This is a genomic window from Pseudomonas sp. NFPP07, assembly GCF_900115645.1.
Lineage (GTDB): Bacteria > Pseudomonadota > Gammaproteobacteria > Pseudomonadales > Pseudomonadaceae > Aquipseudomonas > Aquipseudomonas chlororaphis.
Genome location: NZ_FOXG01000007.1, coordinates 477,902 through 493,532, shown reverse-complemented (window position 1 = coordinate 493,532; position 15,631 = coordinate 477,902). Strand labels below are relative to the sequence as shown.

Genomic DNA, 15,631 nt, shown 5'->3' with positions numbered 1-15,631 from the left:
CAATCGTTGGTTACATCTTTGATTTCTCGCGGAGTAACTTGTGATGCTGATAATCTTTCTGACTATCAGTCTGACTCCACAAGCACCCACACGAATTGCTTGATTCAGTTGTTAAAGAGCGGTTGGTTAAGTCTTTCGTCTCAACCGAGGCGCGCATTCTACAGCAGCCTCTGTATCTGTCAAGCGGTTATTTTAAGAAGTTTTCAAAGTTTCCTTTGCAACTTCAACCACTTGCGCTTCCGATCTCTCGTCAGCGGGAGGCGAATTCTACAGCGTTACACGCTGCTGTCAACACCTCTTTTTCTCCGCTTTCGACCGAGAAGATCGAATCGTTAATCCGGCGAAAACATACTGCCGAACCAACTCCTTCGGGCTTCGATGAACTGAAGCGTAGCCGCTGTCGAAAACCGTATAACTCATTGAATATCAAGGAGTTTTCCGTTTCGACTGCGCCGGAAGTGGGGCGAATTATAGAGAGATATAATTCGCCGTCAACACCTATTTTCAGTTTTATTCGGATTTAAGCGTAATACGTGCAAAAGCCTTCTTTCCGGCCTGGCAAACATGAGTCGAACCGACAGCCCATATAAAGGAACGCTCAACAACCTCACCATCTATACGCACACCACCCGAACCGAGCAGGTCACGCGCCATTGCCGAGTTCTTTACCAAGCCTGCCTTATTAAGGACAGCCGCGATCGGCATGTCTTCAGCAGCAGCCAGCTCGATCTCAGGCAGATCATCCGGCAGCTCACCATCCTTCATGCGGTTGCCCGCAGCACGATGAGCATTCGCTGCAGCCTCCTCACCATGGAAACGCGCAACGATTTCTTCAGCCAGCTTGATCTTGATATCCCGCGGATTCGCACCCGCCTCGACATCAGCCTTAAAGGAAAGAATCTCATCCATGGAGCGGAAGCTCAGCAGCTCGAAGTAACGCCACATCAACGCATCCGGAATGGAGACCAGCTTGCTATACATGACACCCGGTGCTTCCTGGATACCTACATAGTTACCCAGCGACTTGGACATCTTCTTGACGCCGTCCAACCCCTCGAGCAACGGCATCGTCAGAATGCACTGGGCCTCCTGACCATAACCGCGCTGCAGCTCACGCCCCATCAACAGATTGAACTTCTGATCGGTACCGCCCAACTCCACATCGGCACGCAGCGCCACCGAGTCATAACCCTGAACCAGCGGATAGAGGAACTCATGAATGGCAATGGGTTGATTGGTGGAATAGCGCTTGTCGAAGTCGTCACGCTCGAGCATGCGAGCAACGGTGTACTGGGAAGTCAGGCGAATGAAGTCCGCAGGTCCCATCTCGTCCATCCAGGTGGAGTTGAAGGCCACCTCGGTTTTCGCCGGATCAAGAATCTTGAACACCTGGCTCTTGTAGGTCTCGGCATTTTCGAGGACTTGCTCGCGAGTCAGCGGCGGACGGGTTGCACTCTTGCCACTCGGATCACCGATCATCCCAGTGAAGTCGCCGATCAGGAAGATCACCTGATGACCCAGATCCTGGAACTGGCGCAGCTTATTAATAAGCACGGTATGACCCAGGTGCAAATCCGGCGCCGTTGGGTCGAAGCCAGCCTTAATACGCAGCGGCTGACCGCGCTTGAGCTTTTCGATCAGCTCGGACTCGACCAACAACTCTTCTGCACCACGTTTGATCAGCGCTAGCTGCTCTTCAACCGACTTCATAACAGACCCGCAAGGCTCAGATTCAAAGGGAACCAACCATACAAGATCAGCGCCCAATTACAAGTTTTGCCCGGCGTACGGATAGCTTTCCACGAACAGGACGTCCGCAGGCTTGCTTAACAGATGATTTGGTTATATTTTATACAGTTATTTCATCTTCATCATGTCATTCATCTTTTCCAATTCATCTTTTCCAAAGTCAAAATTACTTATGATCACAGAACCGCCTAAAGCCCCGCCGCTTTATCCGAAGACCCACCTGCTCGCCGCAAGTGGTATCGCCGCCCTCCTCAGCCTGGCGCTCCTGGTATTCCCTTCCAGCGATGTAGAAGCCAAAAGAACAACTCTGAGCCTCGACCTGGAAAGCCCGGCCGAGCAACTGACACAAGATCAAGACGCCGCAGACGCCGTACAAGCCACAAATGAAGCCGTAGCGTCCCCGTTCGCACAAATCGAAAACAGCCCCGAAGACACTGCGAAAACCACTGAAACCGCTCAAGAACAGCCTGCTCCGGCCGTGGCGGAAGAAAAGAAGGCAGCGAATCACAGGGAAGTCATTGTTGCCAAGGGCGACACCCTTTCCACACTATTCGAGAAGGTCGGCCTACCTGCCACTTCGGTGCATGACGTGTTGGCCAGCGACAAGCAAGCCAAGCAGTTCACCCAGTTGAAGCGCGGCCAGAAACTTGAGTTCGAACTGGGTCCGGACGGCCAGCTGAACAATCTGCACAGCAAGGTCAATGACCTGGAAAGCATCACCCTGACCAAAGGGCCAAAAGGCTTCGCCTTCAGCCGTATCACCGCCAAGCCCATGGTGCGCACGGCCTACGTTCATGGCGTGATCAACAGCTCGCTGTCGCAATCCGCAGCACGTGCCGGCCTCTCTCACAGTCTGACGATGGACATGGCCAACGTCTTTGGCTACGACATCGACTTCGCTCAGGATATTCGCCCAGGCGACGAGTTCGACGTGATCTACGAACAGACCGTCGTCAATGGTAAAGCCGTGGGTACCCGCAACATTCTCTCTGCGCGCTTCACCAATCGTGGCAAGACCTACACCGCGGTGCGCTACACCAACAAACAAGGCATGAGCAGTTATTACACCGCTGATGGCAATAGCATGCGCAAGGCCTTTATTCGTACTCCGGTGGACTTCGCACGTATCAGTTCGCGCTTCTCCATGGGCCGCAAACACCCGATCCTGAACAAGATCCGCGCTCACAAAGGCGTCGACTACGCAGCCCCTCGCGGTACGCCAATCAAGGCAGCCGGCGATGGCAAGGTGCTCCTGGCCGGGCGTCGTGGCGGATACGGCAACACCGTGATCATCCAGCACGGCAATGCTTACCGCACGCTGTACGGCCATATGCAAGGCTTCGCCAAAGGCGTCAAGACCGGCGGAACCGTCAAGCAGGGCCAGGTGATCGGCTACATCGGCACCACCGGGCTTTCCACGGGCCCGCATTTGCATTACGAGTTCCAGGTCAACGGCGTTCACGTCGATCCACTGGGCCAGAAGCTGCCAATGGCCGATCCGATCGCCAAAGCGGAACGCGCACGCTTCCTGCAACAAAGCCAGCCGCTGATGGCGCGGATGGATCAGGAAAAAGCCACCCTGCTCGCTTCGAACAAGCGTTAAGCATGGCGCTCTATATAGGTGTGATGTCCGGAACCAGTCTTGATGGCCTGGATATCGCACTCATCGAGCAAACACCGGCGATCAGGCTGATCGCCACGCATTACATTCCCATGCCTGAATCCCTGCGCGCCGAGCTGCTTGGCTTGTGCGCCAGCGGTCCCGATGAAATCGCCCGCTCCGCCATCGCCCAGCAAAACTGGGTAAAACTGGTCGCCCAGGGTATTCATAGCCTGCTTGCCCAACAGAAACTGAAACCCGCAGACATCCGCGCCATTGGCAGTCATGGCCAGACCATCCGCCACGAGCCCACCCGCGGCTTCACGGTCCAGATCGGCAACCCGGCATTACTGACAGAGCTGACCGGAATCACGGTTGTCAGCGACTTCCGCAGCCGCGACGTCGCCGCCGGCGGCCAGGGCGCTCCACTGGTACCGGCCTTTCATGAAGCGCTCTTTGATCAAAGCTGCGGCAAGCGCGCGGTCCTCAATGTTGGCGGCTTCAGCAACCTGAGCCTGATCGAGAGCGACAAGCCGGTTGCCGGCTTCGACTGCGGCCCGGGTAACGTCCTGCTGGATGCCTGGATCAATGCCCAGCGTGGAGAAAACTACGATCGCGATGGCCAATGGGCTGCCAGCGGTCAGGTTGAGCCGCTGCTGCTGAACGCGCTGCTCAGCGACCCATTCTTTGCCACTCAAGGCCCGAAGAGTACGGGTCGCGAGGTATTCAACCTGGAGTGGCTACAGGAACATCTGGCTCGCCTGCCAGCCTTGCCCCCAGAAAACGTACAGGCAACGCTCCTGGAGCTGACCGCGCTGACCATCGTCAAGTCGCTGCAAGCCGCGCAGACCGATACCCAGGAGCTGCTGGTCTGCGGTGGCGGCGCTCACAACTCGGCCTTGATGAATCGCCTGTCAAGCCTGCTGCCTAACACCGCGGTCAGCAGTACCGCCACCCATGGCGTCGATCCGGACTGGGTTGAAGCCATGGCATTCGCCTGGCTGGCCCACTGCTGCCTGGAAGGCATAGCCGCCAACCGCCCAAGTGTCACCGGCGCCCGCGGCTTGCGCATCCTGGGCGCGATCTACCCCGCCTGATCGCCAGACAGCAAAACGCCGCAGACCCCGAAAGCCCTGCGGCGCTTGGTAAAACCTTATTCAGCGATCAGATCGAGAACGAAGACCCGCAACCGCAAGTGGTCGTAGCATTCGGATTCTTGATCACGAAACGCGAACCTTCCAGACCTTCCTGATAATCCACCTCGGCACCCGCCAGGTACTGGAAGCTCATCGGATCGACCACCAGGCTGACGCCTTCGCGCTCGACGATGGTGTCGTCATCCGCGACTTCTTCATCGAAAGTGAAGCCGTACTGAAACCCTGAACAACCGCCGCCCGTAACGAATACGCGCAGCTTCAAGCGATCATTACCCTCTTCATCGACCAGGCTCTTCACCTTGTGCGCGGCACCGTGGGTAAATTGCAAAGCCGTGGGGGTGAAGGATTCGACGCTCATGCTGACTATCTCCCGGCGTTACGCCGCCATAATGCGTGATGACGCGCATTATCCGCTTCTCCCAGAAAAGCGGTCAACTATTGTTACGGTATATCAATAAGCCCAGGGCTCACCGCAAAATGCAAAAAGGCCCATAACGGGCCTTTTGCTGAAGCAGGCAGACGCCTTAAGGCAGCATGCCGGCGTGGGACAGGCCCAGACGCTCGTCCAGACCGAACAGGATGTTCAGGTTCTGTACGGCCTGGCCCGACGCGCCTTTGACCAGGTTGTCGATCACCGACAACACGACCACCAGATCGCCATCCTGCGGACGGTGCACGGCAATCCGGCATACGTTGGCGCCCCGCACGCTGCGGGTTTCCGGATGGCTGCCCGCCGGCATCACATCCACGAACGGCTCGTTGGCATAACGTTTCTCGAACAGCGCCTGCAGGTCCACCGACTTGTCCACGACAGTGGAATAGAGCGTCGAGTGAATGCCACGGATCATCGGCGTCAGGTGCGGCACGAACGTCAGGCCGACATCCTTGCCCGCCGCACGACGCAGGCCCTGGCGAATCTCCGGCAGGTGACGATGACCTTTGACCGCATAGGCCTTCATGCTCTCCGAAGTCTCGGAGTACAAGGAGCCGACGCTGACACCCCGACCCGCCCCGCTGACACCCGACTTGCAGTCGGCGATCAGCCGCGAAGTGTCAGCCAGCCCAGCTTCCAGCAATGGCAGGAAGCCGAGTTGGGTAGCGGTCGGGTAGCAACCCGGAACAGCGATCAGGCGTGCCGTCTTGATCTGCTCGCGATTGACTTCCGGCAGGCCATAGACGGCTTCGTCGAGCAACTCAGGGGCCCCATGGGGTTGGCCGTACCACTTGGCCCACTCATCGGCGTCCTGCAGACGGAAATCCGCCGACAGGTCGATGACCTTGGTACCGGCAGCCAGCAGCTCACCCGCCAGGGCATGGGCAACGCCGTGCGGAGTCGCGAAGAACACCACATCGCAGGCACCAAGGGTCTTGATGTCCGGAACGCTGAATGCCAGGCCGTCATAGTGGCCTCGCAGGTTCGGGTACATATCGGCAACGGCAAGGTCTGCCTCGGATCGGGAAGTGATGACCACCACTTCTGCTTGCGGATGCTGTGCCAACAGACGCAGCAGTTCGACCCCGGTGTAACCCGTGCCGCCGACGATACCGACCTTGACCATAAACCTGCCCTCAACGAACCCACTGGAAAGCCGTCGATAATAGGGGCCGCGCGCCCCTGCGACAACCGTCAAGGTGACGTGCGGACGCTCCTGCCACTACTATCTTCGCTACCGTGAACCTGGGAATAACCGAAATGCTCTATCTGTGGCTCAAAGCCTTTCACATCGTCAGTCTGGTCTGCTGGTTTGCCGGTCTGTTCTACCTGCCGCGCCTGTTCGTTTATCACGCTCAAAGCGAAGACACGATCAGCAAGGAACGCTTCAGCATCATGGAGCGCAAGCTGTACCGCGGAATCATGGGCCCAGCGATGATTGCCACGCTGATTTTCGGTATCTGGCTGCTGAGCCTGAACCCCAGCGCCTACTTCGGCCAGGGCGGCTGGATGCATGCCAAGCTGACCCTGGTGGTCATCCTGATTGGCTACCACCATATGTGCGGCGCCCAGGTAAAACGTTTTGCCCGTGGCGAAAACACCCGCAGCCATGTCTTTTACCGCTGGTTCAATGAAGTGCCAGTTCTGGTATTGCTGGCTATCGTAATTCTGGTCGTCGTCCGGCCGTTCTAACTTCTACTAGCCGTCATTATTCGGGGTACTTCCAATGTCGCTGCCCGCTCTGCTCGAACAACGCTTGCGCCTGCCTGTCGTGGCTGCGCCGATGTTCCTGATTTCCAACCCACAACTGGTTCTGGCGTGCTGCCGCAATGGGGTGGTCGGCAGTTTCCCTGCCCTCAACCAGCGTGAAAGCAGTGGCTTCAAGGCCTGGCTGGAAGAAATCGAAGCAGGCCTTGCGACCCTGGAAAACCCCGCGCCCTATGCCGTCAACCTGATCGTGCATCACAGCAACCCACGCTTGAATGCCGACCTGGCGATCTGTATCGAACACAAGGTGCCTATCGTCATCACCAGCCTGGGAGCGGTGAAGGAACTGGTCGATGCAGTGCATGCCTATGGAGGCCTGGTCTTCCATGACGTCACCACCCGGCGCCACGCGGAAAAAGCCGCCGACGCCGGGGTCGATGGCCTGATCGCCGTAGCCGCCGGCGCCGGTGGCCACGCCGGGACCTGGAGCCCGTTCTCCCTGATCGCCGAAATCCGCCAGTTCTTCGACAAGACGCTGCTGCTGGCTGGCTGCCTGAACCACGGCCACGAGATCCTCGCCGCACAGTTGCTCGGCGCCGACCTCACCTACTTCGGCACGCGTTTTATCGGCACCACGGAAAGCCATGCGCCGGAGGCCTACAAGGAGATGCTGCTGAGCGCCAAGGCCGCCGACATTGTGCATACCGCGGCAGTCTCCGGGGTTCCGGCAAGCTTCATGCGCCAAAGCCTGGAAAACGCCGGCTTCGACCTTGCCGCCCTGCAGGGCAAAGGCGAAGTCAACTTCGGCTCGAAACTCAAGCCGCTCAGCGATGAAGCCAAAGCCTGGAAAACCGTGTGGTCCGCCGGACAAGGCGTCGGTGAAATCGATGACTTGCCGAGCGTCGATCAACTGATCGCCCGCCTGGACGCCGAATACCGTGCCGCGCAGGAACTGGCCGCCCGGCTACCGCAACGCTGGCCGCGCTGAATCGCTGATGTTTTTTGGCCAGCAACGGACGGCTGGCCTTAAACTGTCGCCCTGCGAAAGCCCTCTCTATATAGCCATATAGCCGACAAGGAAGCCCTGCATGAGCGAAGACCGTTTCAAGATCGTATTTGACGGGGCTCTGCTTCCGGGTGTCGACATCGAACATGCCAAGCAGAAAATCGCCAAACTGTTCAAAAGCGATATCGCCGCGATCGAGCCTCTGTTCAAGGGGCAAAACATCACCCTCAAGCGCGACCTCTCCCAGCAGGACGCGGACATTTATCTCGCCGCGCTGAACCAGGCCGGGATCGCCCCACGCGTCGAACCGGATCTTGCCCCAGGCGCCAGCCAACCGGCACCTCAGCCTGCCCCCCCAGCGCCAGCGCCTTCGGTGGACTTGCCCCAGGCAGAACCCACCGCAACAAGTGACTGGCAACGCCCGGTCCCTACGCCGACGCCAGAACCCATGGCCGGCGCGGGTACTTCGCCCTACACCCCGCCTCAAGCCACAGTGGGCGATCCCCTTCCCGAGTTTGGCGAACTGAAGTTCTACACCGTTGAAGGACGCATCGGGCGCCTGCGTTATCTCGCCTGGACCCTGGTGCTGATCCTTCTGACCACCCTGGCCGGCGGCTTCCTGACCGCGGCTCTGGTCGGCAACGGCCTGCAGGTGACGGGAATGATCTTCCTCGGCGTCGTAGCACTGGCCTTCGCCTATCTGAACATCACCATTTCCGTTCAGCGCCTGCATGACCTGGGCTGGTCGGGCTGGCTCTGGCTGTTGAACTTGCTGCCATTTGTGTACGCGGTGTTTCCGCTGCTGCTGGCGATCCTGCCGGGCAACACCGGCGCCAATCGTTACGGCGCGCCGCCTCCGCCAAACAGTGGAGCTGTCAAGGGGCTTGCCGCGCTGTGGATAATCGTCTTGCTGCTGTCCTTCATCGGTGGCCTCAGCTCGGTCTAGGGCGCCCAGAAACAGGAACAGCGAAAGCAGCGAGCCCGCCCCGGCCCCCTGTAGACTATCGAATTGAATTAACGCGCCGCTGCCTGGGACTTTTCCCTACAGGCAACCGGCCGTTGCAATGGAGAACCGCATGACCCGTTACGCTCTGATCACCGGCGCCTCCAGCGGCATAGGCCTGGCCCTGGCCGAAGCGCTGGCCCGGCGCGGCCGCAGCCTGATCCTGGTGGCCCGTCAGCGTGATCAGCTGGAAAGCATCGCCATCGAGTTGACCCAACGCTTTGGTGTGGAGGTGCTGTTCCGTGCCTGCGACCTGTCCGAGCCTTTGCGGCTTTCGGGTTTCCTGCTGGAGCTGGAGGAAGGCGACCGGCAGATCGATCTATTGGTGAACTGCGCCGGCATCGGCACCTGCGGCCCCTTCCTCGCCCAGGACTGGATGACCGAGCAGGACCTGATCGAAGTGAACATTCTGGCCCTCACCCGGCTGTGCCATGCCCTGGGCAACAGCATGGCCTTGCAGGGCGGCGGGCAAATTCTCAACGTCGCTTCGATCGCCGGCTTCTATCCCGGCCCCTGGATGAGCACCTACTACGCCAGCAAGGCCTATGTACTGCACTTCTCTGAAGGCCTGCGCGAAGAGCTGAAAAACAATGCTGTGAAGGTTTCCGTGCTCTGCCCTGGCCCGACCCGCACCGGTTTCTTTGATACCGCCCAGCTGAACACCAGCAAGCTTAACGACAGCAAACTGCTGATGAGCCCGGAAGAAGTCGCGCTGTACACCGTGCGCGCCCTGGACAAGAATCGCGCCATTATCATCCCCGGCCGCCGCAACCGCTGGTTTGCGTTCAGCCCGCGCCTGGGTTCGCGCTGGCTGACCCGCAAGATTTCCGGCGCCGTCAACAAAGCCTATTGCCCGCGCTGACCTGGCAACCATCTAAGGCTGGGCGCACTCGGCTTGCCTGAGTACACTCAGCCCGGACCAACACAACGGAGAAACAGCTGTGGATACTCTGTTCACCAAGATCATCAACCGGGAAATACCGGCGAAGATCATCTATGAGGACGACCAGGTTCTGGCCTTCCACGATATCGCCCCACAGGCCCCCGTGCATTTCCTGGTAGTTCCGAAAAAGCCGGTACGCACCCTCAATGACCTGACCGAAGACGACAAGCTGCTGGCCGGACATATCCTGTTCACCGCCCAGCGTCTGGCCAGGGAGCTGGGCTGCGAAGAAGGCTTCCGGGTCGTCATGAACTGCAATGAACTCGGTGGCCAGACCGTGTATCACATTCACATGCACGTTCTGGGTCAGCGCCAGATGCACTGGCCGCCGGGCTGATCCCCATCCAAGGTGCGCGACAGCACATTCCTCGCCCGCTTTTGCCGAGAGTGTGCTGATCCAGCGCAGGCCTCTGCCCATCGATTGGGGTAAACTGGCCGCCGTGATTCTTCCCGGAGGTAAGCATGACTACCCAACGTCACTACTCGCCGATTGACCGTCTACTGCTGCAGGCAGATGCGGCAATGCGGACCTTGCTGCCCTTCAGCGGCCAGCCTTATCGCCCTTCCCCTGCCATCGTGCAGCCGGACGTGCAGATGAGCGAAGAGGACACCAAGCATGTCGCCGGCCTGATGCGCATCAATCATACCGGCGAAGTCTGCGCCCAGGCGCTGTACCAGGGCCAGGCACTGACCGCCAAGCTGCCGCAAGTGCGCGCCGCCATGGAGCATGCCGCGGAAGAAGAAATCGATCACCTGGTCTGGTGCGAGCAACGCATTCACCAACTGGGTAGCCACACCAGCGTGCTCAACCCACTGTTTTATGGCATGTCGTTCGGCATCGGCGCAGTGGCCGGGCTGATCAGCGACAAGGTCAGCCTGGGCTTCGTGGCCGCCACCGAAGATCAGGTGTGCAAACACCTCAACGAACACCTTGAGCAATTGCCGGCCGAGGACGAAAAATCCCGGGCGATCCTCGAGCAGATGCGTATCGACGAAGAACAACACGCCGAAAGCGCCCTGGACGCGGGCGGATTCCGCTTCCCGGCACCGGTAAAATTCGGCATGAGCCTACTGGCCAAGGTCATGACCAAAAGCACTTACCGGATCTGAGCGATATAAATCGCAGGCAAAAAAAGGGCGCTTTTTCAGCGCCCTTTCTTTTGCCGCGAATTCGGGAGGGTTGAATGGCGACTCAACCGAGCTCGACGATTTCGTAATCGTGAGTGATGGCAACCCCGGCCGCACCGAGCATGATCGATGCCGAGCAGTATTTTTCCGCCGACAGCTCGATGGCGCGCTTGACCTGGGCTTCTTTCAACCCGCGGCCCTTGACCACAAAGTGCATGTGGATCTTGGTGAAGACCTTGGGATCCTCTGTCGCACGCTCGGCGTCGAGGAAGGCTTCGCAACTTTCGACAGCCTGGCGGGATTTCTTCAGGATGCTGACCACATCGAAGTTGCTGCAACCGCCTACGCCGAGCAGGAGCATTTCCATCGGGCGCACGCCCAAGTTACGACCACCGGCTTCCGGCGGGCCATCCATTACCACCACATGACCGCTGCCCGATTCCCCGAGGAACATGGCTTCGCCAGCCCATTGGATGCGTGCCTTCATCGCCAAGACTCCACTGCTAAAAAAGGGTCGCCAGCTTAGCACAGGGGCCCGGGATGGCAGCGCTTTGCCTGTTCGGGTGCCACACTCAGTTCTGATAGGAAAATTCTTAATTACCCAAAGGAAGCGTCTGTTAAGCTGGCGCCAAATCACTGGCGCATTGCCAGCTATCGGCGATCAGCTTGACCGCCCCATAAAAAAACCAAATCACACCGTGCTGTCTTTTCGGGATACAACCATGGTTGCTCTTGCCCCTACACCCAAGATCAAGAACCTCGACAAGCTGTTGATGCATTGCCAGCGCCGCCGCTATCAGGCCAAGAGCAACATCATCTGCGCCGGCGATCAGTCGGACACGCTGTTCTTCATCGTCAAAGGCTCGGTCACCATCCTGATCGAAGATGACGACGGTCGGGAAATGATCATCGCCTATCTCAATGCCGGAGATTTTTTCGGCGAGCTGGGCCTGTTCGAACAGGCCGGGCATGAGCAGCAACGCAGCGCCTGGGTACGGGCCAAGGTCGAATGTGAAGTCGCGGAGATCAGCTATGCAAAATTCCGTGAGCTGCCCCAACAGGACCCGGACATTCTGTACGTGCTCAGCGGCCAGATCGCCCAGCGCCTGCGCAACACCACCCGAAAGGTCGGCGACCTGGCGTTCTTCGATGTCACCGGGCGCGTGGCCCGCTGCCTGCTCGAACTGTGCAAGCAGCCAGATGCCATGACCCATCCGGATGGAATGCAGATCAAGGTGACCCGCCAGGAAATCGGGCGGATCGTCGGCTGCTCAAGGGAGATGGTTGGCCGGGTGCTCAAGGACCTCGAAGAACGCAACCTGGTCCATGTCAAAGGCAAGACCATGGTGGTGTTCGGCACCCGTTAGAGCGGCAGGAACTGCGCCAGCATCTGCCGGTACAGGGTATCCAGGCGCTCGATGGCATTCGGCGCGGCGAATGCCTCATGCAAGGCGATATGGCTCTCGGCGCGGCAACGCTGCTCCAGGCCACAGGCCTGATTGAAACGATTGACCGCCGCCACCATGGTTTCCCGCTCGTCATCCAGCAACAGCGCGCCATGCACCAACCCAACCGGACGCGTCCCACCCTTGCTCTGGCGCCAACGCTGGGCGGTGCCAACCATCTTGCGTCCGTTGAGATTGACGTTGAACCGGCCATCGCAGAAAGCGCCCTCGACTTCACCCAGAGAGGGCTCGCCTCCCAGCTCGGAAAGCAGGTCGCAGATCGGCTGGCACAAACGGCGATAACCGGTTTCGATCCGATTCTGATCACCCTCGCTGCGAGGCGGCGCATAAACCAGCGCGATATTGACCGTCGCCGCCGATTGCGGCACCGGCTCCCCACCGGTTTCTCGCAGCAACACCGGCCAGCCACTGGCGGCCAGCGCGTCGCAGGCCTGCTCGAACCCCGGCAAACGGCTCAAGCGTCGCGGCATCACCAGCGCTCTGTCGCTCGGCTGCCAGAACAACAGGCCGTACTCCTGGTCACCGCTGCATACCTGGGCGAGCAGATCCTGTTCGGCCTGCAGGCCGGCTTCGACGGTCAGGGAAAGGGGCTGGATCATGGCAGTAAAGGTCCTTTGCGATAGGTATAAAAAAGCCGGCGGCGCCGGCTTCTTCATCAACTCAGGTTCAGTCCAGGGTCGAACCGCTCACCGGCACGCCACGTTCCGGGAAGAACAGGCGTTGCAGTTCCAGGCCTGGGCTCTCGGCCCGCATAAAGGCCTCGCCCACCAGGAAGGAGTAAACGTCGCTGATTTCCATCAGCTCGACATCGGCCCGGTTGAGGATACCGCTCTCGGTGATCACCAGACGATCGCGCGGAATCTGCGGCAACAGATCGAGGGTGGTCTCCAGATTGACCTCGAAGGTGTGCAGGTTACGGTTGTTGATGCCCACCAGCGGCGTGTCGAGGGTTTTCAGGGCACGCTCCAGCTCGTCGCCATCATGCACTTCGACCAGCACATCGAGACCCACGCCTTTGGCCACGGCAGCCAGTTCAGCCATCCTGGCATCATCCAGCGCGGCCACGATCAACAGCACGCAGTCGGCCCCCAATGCGCGGGCTTCGACGATCTGGTACGGATCGATCATGAAGTCCTTGCGAATCACCGGCAACGAACAGGCGGCACGCGCCTGTTGCAGATAGGCATCGGCGCCCTGGAAATAATCGATATCGGTGAGTACCGACAGGCAGGTCGCGCCGCCCTTCTCATAGCTCTTGGCGATCTCTGCCGGCACGAAATGCTCGCGAATCACGCCTTTGCTCGGCGAGGCTTTCTTGATTTCGGCGATCACCGCCGGCTGCTTGAGCTTGGCCTGGTCGAGCAGCGCCTTGGCAAAGCCGCGCGGCGCATCCGCGGCACGGGCCTGGCCTTCAAGTTCGGCCAGGCTTACCCGTGCGCTACGCTCAGCCACTTCCTCGACCTTGCGGGCGAGGATTTTTTCCAGAACCGTCGGCACACTCATCCTTCATTCTCCTGCTTGAATACCGCGGTAAAGGCACCCAACTCCTCAAGCTTCTCGCGAGCCAGCCCAGTGTGCAAAGCGTCATGGGCCAGGGCCACGCCCTCTTTCAGGCTGCTGGCATGGTCCGCCGCATAGAGCGCGGCACCGGCATTGAGCACGATCATCTCCGCCGCCTTCTGCCCGTGCTCGGTCTTGCGCCGCCCCAGGGCATCACGAATCAACTCGAGCGATGCCGCCGGGCTTTCGACCACCAGGCCGAACAAGCTCTGGCTCTTTATGCCGAGGTCTTCGGGCTGAACCCAATATTCAGTGATCTGGTCGTCCTTCAGCTCGGCGACGAAGGTCGGCGCGGCGAGGCTGAATTCATCCAGGCCATCCTGAGAGTGCACCACCAGCACGTGCTTGCTGCCCAGGCGTTGCAAAACCTCGGCCAACGGCCGGCACAACGCCTGAGTGAACACACCCACCACCTGATGTTTCACGCCGGCCGGATTCGTAAGCGGGCCGAGCATGTTGAACAGGGTGCGCAGGCCGAGATCGCGACGCGGGCCAGCGGCGTACTTCATGGCACCGTGATGGGACTGGGCGAACATGAAGCCGATGCCGACGTTGTCGATACAGCGGGCGACCTGTACCGGCGTCAGGTTCAGGTAGATACCGGCGGATTCGAGCAGGTCGGCACTGCCGCTTTTCCCGGACACCGCGCGGTTGCCGTGCTTGGCCACCGTGCAACCGGCTGCGGCGACTACAAAGGAAGAAGCCGTGGACACGTTGAAAATGTTCGCACCATCACCGCCGGTGCCGACCACATCGACCACACCGTCGAGGGTTTTCAGCTCGACCTTGTCCGCCAGCTCGCGCATGACCGAAACAGCGCCGACGATTTCGTCGATGCTTTCGCTTTTCATGCGCATGGCCATCATGAAGGCGCCAATTTGTGCATCGGTGCACTGGCCGGTCATGATTTCACGCATGACCTGGCGCATTTCATCGGTGCTCAGATCGAGATGGCCGACGATACGGCTCAGGGCAGTCTTGATATCCATGGAAAGTCCTTAGCGCGTGCCGCCGCTCTGTTTGAGGAAGTTGGCGAACAGCTCGTGGCCCTGCTCGGTGAGAATAGACTCGGGATGAAACTGCACACCCTCGATGTTCAGCGTCTTGTGGCGCAGCCCCATGATCTCGTCGACGGAGCCGTCTTCCAGTTGGGTCCAGGCGGTCAGTTCGAGGCAGTCCGGCAACGTATCGTGCTTGACCACCAGGGAATGGTAACGGGTCACGGTCAGCGGATGGTTCAGACCGGCGAATACGCCCTTGTCCTGGTGAAATACCGGGCTAGTCTTACCGTGCATCACCTGCCGCGCGCGCACCACGTCGCCGCCAAAAGCCTGGCCAATCGACTGGTGGCCCAGGCAGACGCCCAGGATCGGCAGCTTGCCGGCGAAATGCTTGATCGCTTCGATGGACACACCGGCTTCGGTCGGCGTGCAAGGACCGGGCGACACGACGATCCGCTCAGGGTTGAGCGCTTCGATTTCAGCCACGGTCAGTTCGTCGTTGCGCACCACCTTGACCTCGGCACCCAGCTCGCCAAGGTATTGCACAACGTTATAGGTAAAGGAGTCGTAGTTATCGATCATCAGCAACATGGGGATTACAACCTCTTGAATTCACTGACTTTTAATACAGCCTTCAGTGGATTGCCCGCTGGCAGGCCCGCCGGAGGTTGCAATCACTCAACCAGCACAAGCGGAGTCGAACAGGGATAAAGAAGGCAAAACGGTACAGGTCCGGCCGGGCCGGCAGAGAAAAGTTAGGCGCGCCAACGCCAACGGGCGTGTGCCTTAACAACTCGCATCAAGAGTTTGCTGACGATCAACACGGGGAAGGTCTCATTCATACGTTCAGGCACAGTAACTTAGCTGAGCAGAGGGTG

17 protein-coding genes are annotated in these 15,631 nt (G+C 59.4%); 9 read left to right on the top strand and 8 right to left on the bottom strand.

Features of this window, described 5'->3' with window-relative positions:
* Positions 1-510: 510 nt before the first annotated feature.
* Positions 511-1,710, bottom strand: coding sequence for a tyrosine--tRNA ligase (tyrS, locus tag BM019_RS20620; protein ID WP_092419705.1), 1,200 nt, complete (start codon positions 1,708-1,710; stop codon positions 511-513).
* 211 nt (positions 1,711-1,921) lie between these two features.
* Between tyrS and BM019_RS20615 the strand changes: the two genes are divergently transcribed.
* Positions 1,922-3,352, top strand: a complete 1,431-nt coding sequence (locus BM019_RS20615) for a peptidoglycan DD-metalloendopeptidase family protein (protein WP_009045858.1) — start codon at positions 1,922-1,924, stop codon at positions 3,350-3,352.
* A gap of 2 nt (positions 3,353-3,354) precedes the next feature.
* The gene (locus BM019_RS20610) at positions 3,355-4,446 is read left to right on the top strand and encodes an anhydro-N-acetylmuramic acid kinase (protein WP_092419702.1); all 1,092 of its coding nucleotides are present in this window, start codon (positions 3,355-3,357) and stop codon (positions 4,444-4,446) included.
* 67 nt (positions 4,447-4,513) lie between these two features.
* Here BM019_RS20610 and erpA read toward each other — a convergent pair whose 3' ends face one another.
* Positions 4,514-4,864: an iron-sulfur cluster insertion protein ErpA gene (erpA, locus tag BM019_RS20605; protein ID WP_007906865.1), complete on the bottom strand. Its 351-nt coding sequence runs from the start codon at positions 4,862-4,864 to the stop codon at positions 4,514-4,516.
* A 166-nt stretch (positions 4,865-5,030) separates the two neighbouring features.
* Positions 5,031-6,065 carry an N-acetyl-gamma-glutamyl-phosphate reductase gene (argC, locus tag BM019_RS20600; RefSeq protein ID WP_092419699.1) on the bottom strand — a complete coding sequence of 345 codons (1,035 nt, stop codon included), beginning with the start codon at positions 6,063-6,065 and terminating at the stop codon, positions 5,031-5,033.
* A 134-nt stretch (positions 6,066-6,199) separates the two neighbouring features.
* On the opposite strand from argC, the gene hemJ reads away from it, so the two are divergent.
* From hemJ to coq7, 6 genes are all read left to right on the top strand, one after another.
* Complete coding sequence (gene hemJ / locus BM019_RS20595) at positions 6,200-6,631, top strand: protoporphyrinogen oxidase HemJ (protein ID WP_007930191.1); 432 nt, start codon at positions 6,200-6,202, stop codon at positions 6,629-6,631.
* A gap of 34 nt (positions 6,632-6,665) precedes the next feature.
* Positions 6,666-7,634: an NAD(P)H-dependent flavin oxidoreductase gene (locus tag BM019_RS20590; RefSeq protein ID WP_092419696.1), complete on the top strand. Its 969-nt coding sequence runs from the start codon at positions 6,666-6,668 to the stop codon at positions 7,632-7,634.
* Positions 7,635-7,734: 100 nt separating this feature from the next.
* Entirely contained in the window at positions 7,735-8,598 is an 864-nt protein-coding gene (locus BM019_RS20585; RefSeq protein ID WP_092419693.1) for a DUF805 domain-containing protein, read from the top strand.
* Positions 8,599-8,728: 130 nt separating this feature from the next.
* Complete coding sequence (locus BM019_RS20580) at positions 8,729-9,517, top strand: SDR family NAD(P)-dependent oxidoreductase (RefSeq protein WP_007930181.1); 789 nt, start codon at positions 8,729-8,731, stop codon at positions 9,515-9,517.
* A gap of 79 nt (positions 9,518-9,596) precedes the next feature.
* Positions 9,597-9,935 carry a histidine triad nucleotide-binding protein gene (locus BM019_RS20575; protein ID WP_007930180.1) on the top strand — a complete coding sequence of 113 codons (339 nt, stop codon included), beginning with the start codon at positions 9,597-9,599 and terminating at the stop codon, positions 9,933-9,935.
* 125 nt (positions 9,936-10,060) lie between these two features.
* The gene (gene coq7 / locus BM019_RS20570; RefSeq protein ID WP_007930179.1) at positions 10,061-10,708 is read left to right on the top strand and encodes a 2-polyprenyl-3-methyl-6-methoxy-1,4-benzoquinone monooxygenase; all 648 of its coding nucleotides are present in this window, start codon (positions 10,061-10,063) and stop codon (positions 10,706-10,708) included.
* A gap of 82 nt (positions 10,709-10,790) precedes the next feature.
* Here coq7 and BM019_RS20565 read toward each other — a convergent pair whose 3' ends face one another.
* Positions 10,791-11,213: an OsmC family protein gene (locus tag BM019_RS20565; RefSeq protein WP_009045862.1), complete on the bottom strand. Its 423-nt coding sequence runs from the start codon at positions 11,211-11,213 to the stop codon at positions 10,791-10,793.
* Positions 11,214-11,448: 235 nt separating this feature from the next.
* Here BM019_RS20565 and crp point away from each other — a divergent pair, with 235 nt between their 5' ends.
* Positions 11,449-12,093, top strand: a complete 645-nt coding sequence (crp, locus tag BM019_RS20560; RefSeq protein WP_092419690.1) for a cAMP-activated global transcriptional regulator CRP — start codon at positions 11,449-11,451, stop codon at positions 12,091-12,093.
* Here the strand turns inward: crp and BM019_RS20555 are convergent.
* The 4 genes from BM019_RS20555 to BM019_RS20540 all read right to left on the bottom strand — a co-directional run bounded on the left by BM019_RS20555 (position 12,090) and on the right by BM019_RS20540 (position 15,344).
* A complete protein-coding gene (locus BM019_RS20555; RefSeq protein ID WP_009045863.1) occupies positions 12,090-12,791 on the bottom strand; it encodes a lipoate--protein ligase family protein in 702 nt (233 codons plus the stop codon). The genes crp and BM019_RS20555 overlap by 4 nt on opposite strands.
* 67 nt (positions 12,792-12,858) lie before the next feature.
* Complete coding sequence (trpC, locus tag BM019_RS20550; protein ID WP_092419687.1) at positions 12,859-13,695, bottom strand: indole-3-glycerol phosphate synthase TrpC; 837 nt, start codon at positions 13,693-13,695, stop codon at positions 12,859-12,861.
* Entirely contained in the window at positions 13,692-14,741 is a 1,050-nt protein-coding gene (gene trpD / locus BM019_RS20545) for an anthranilate phosphoribosyltransferase (RefSeq protein WP_009045865.1), read from the bottom strand. Before trpD ends, trpC begins: the two co-directional genes overlap by 4 nt.
* A gap of 9 nt (positions 14,742-14,750) precedes the next feature.
* The gene (locus BM019_RS20540; protein ID WP_007930170.1) at positions 14,751-15,344 is read right to left on the bottom strand and encodes an aminodeoxychorismate/anthranilate synthase component II; all 594 of its coding nucleotides are present in this window, start codon (positions 15,342-15,344) and stop codon (positions 14,751-14,753) included.
* Between the last annotated feature and the right edge of the window lie 287 nt (positions 15,345-15,631).

Coding starts and splice junctions, on each gene's coding strand:
- tyrS (WP_092419705.1), bottom strand. CDS start 1,710: ATGAAGTCGGTTGAAGAGCAGCTAGCGCTGATCAAACGTGGTGCAGAA.
- BM019_RS20615 (WP_009045858.1), top strand. CDS start 1,922: ATGATCACAGAACCGCCTAAAGCCCCGCCGCTTTATCCGAAGACCCAC.
- BM019_RS20610 (WP_092419702.1), top strand. CDS start 3,355: ATGGCGCTCTATATAGGTGTGATGTCCGGAACCAGTCTTGATGGCCTG.
- erpA (WP_007906865.1), bottom strand. CDS start 4,864: ATGAGCGTCGAATCCTTCACCCCCACGGCTTTGCAATTTACCCACGGT.
- argC (WP_092419699.1), bottom strand. CDS start 6,065: ATGGTCAAGGTCGGTATCGTCGGCGGCACGGGTTACACCGGGGTCGAA.
- hemJ (WP_007930191.1), top strand. CDS start 6,200: ATGCTCTATCTGTGGCTCAAAGCCTTTCACATCGTCAGTCTGGTCTGC.
- BM019_RS20590 (WP_092419696.1), top strand. CDS start 6,666: ATGTCGCTGCCCGCTCTGCTCGAACAACGCTTGCGCCTGCCTGTCGTG.
- BM019_RS20585 (WP_092419693.1), top strand. CDS start 7,735: ATGAGCGAAGACCGTTTCAAGATCGTATTTGACGGGGCTCTGCTTCCG.
- BM019_RS20580 (WP_007930181.1), top strand. CDS start 8,729: ATGACCCGTTACGCTCTGATCACCGGCGCCTCCAGCGGCATAGGCCTG.
- coq7 (WP_007930179.1), top strand. CDS start 10,061: ATGACTACCCAACGTCACTACTCGCCGATTGACCGTCTACTGCTGCAG.
- BM019_RS20565 (WP_009045862.1), bottom strand. CDS start 11,213: ATGAAGGCACGCATCCAATGGGCTGGCGAAGCCATGTTCCTCGGGGAA.
- crp (WP_092419690.1), top strand. CDS start 11,449: ATGGTTGCTCTTGCCCCTACACCCAAGATCAAGAACCTCGACAAGCTG.
- BM019_RS20555 (WP_009045863.1), bottom strand. CDS start 12,791: ATGATCCAGCCCCTTTCCCTGACCGTCGAAGCCGGCCTGCAGGCCGAA.
- trpC (WP_092419687.1), bottom strand. CDS start 13,695: ATGAGTGTGCCGACGGTTCTGGAAAAAATCCTCGCCCGCAAGGTCGAG.
- trpD (WP_009045865.1), bottom strand. CDS start 14,741: ATGGATATCAAGACTGCCCTGAGCCGTATCGTCGGCCATCTCGATCTG.
- BM019_RS20540 (WP_007930170.1), bottom strand. CDS start 15,344: ATGTTGCTGATGATCGATAACTACGACTCCTTTACCTATAACGTTGTG.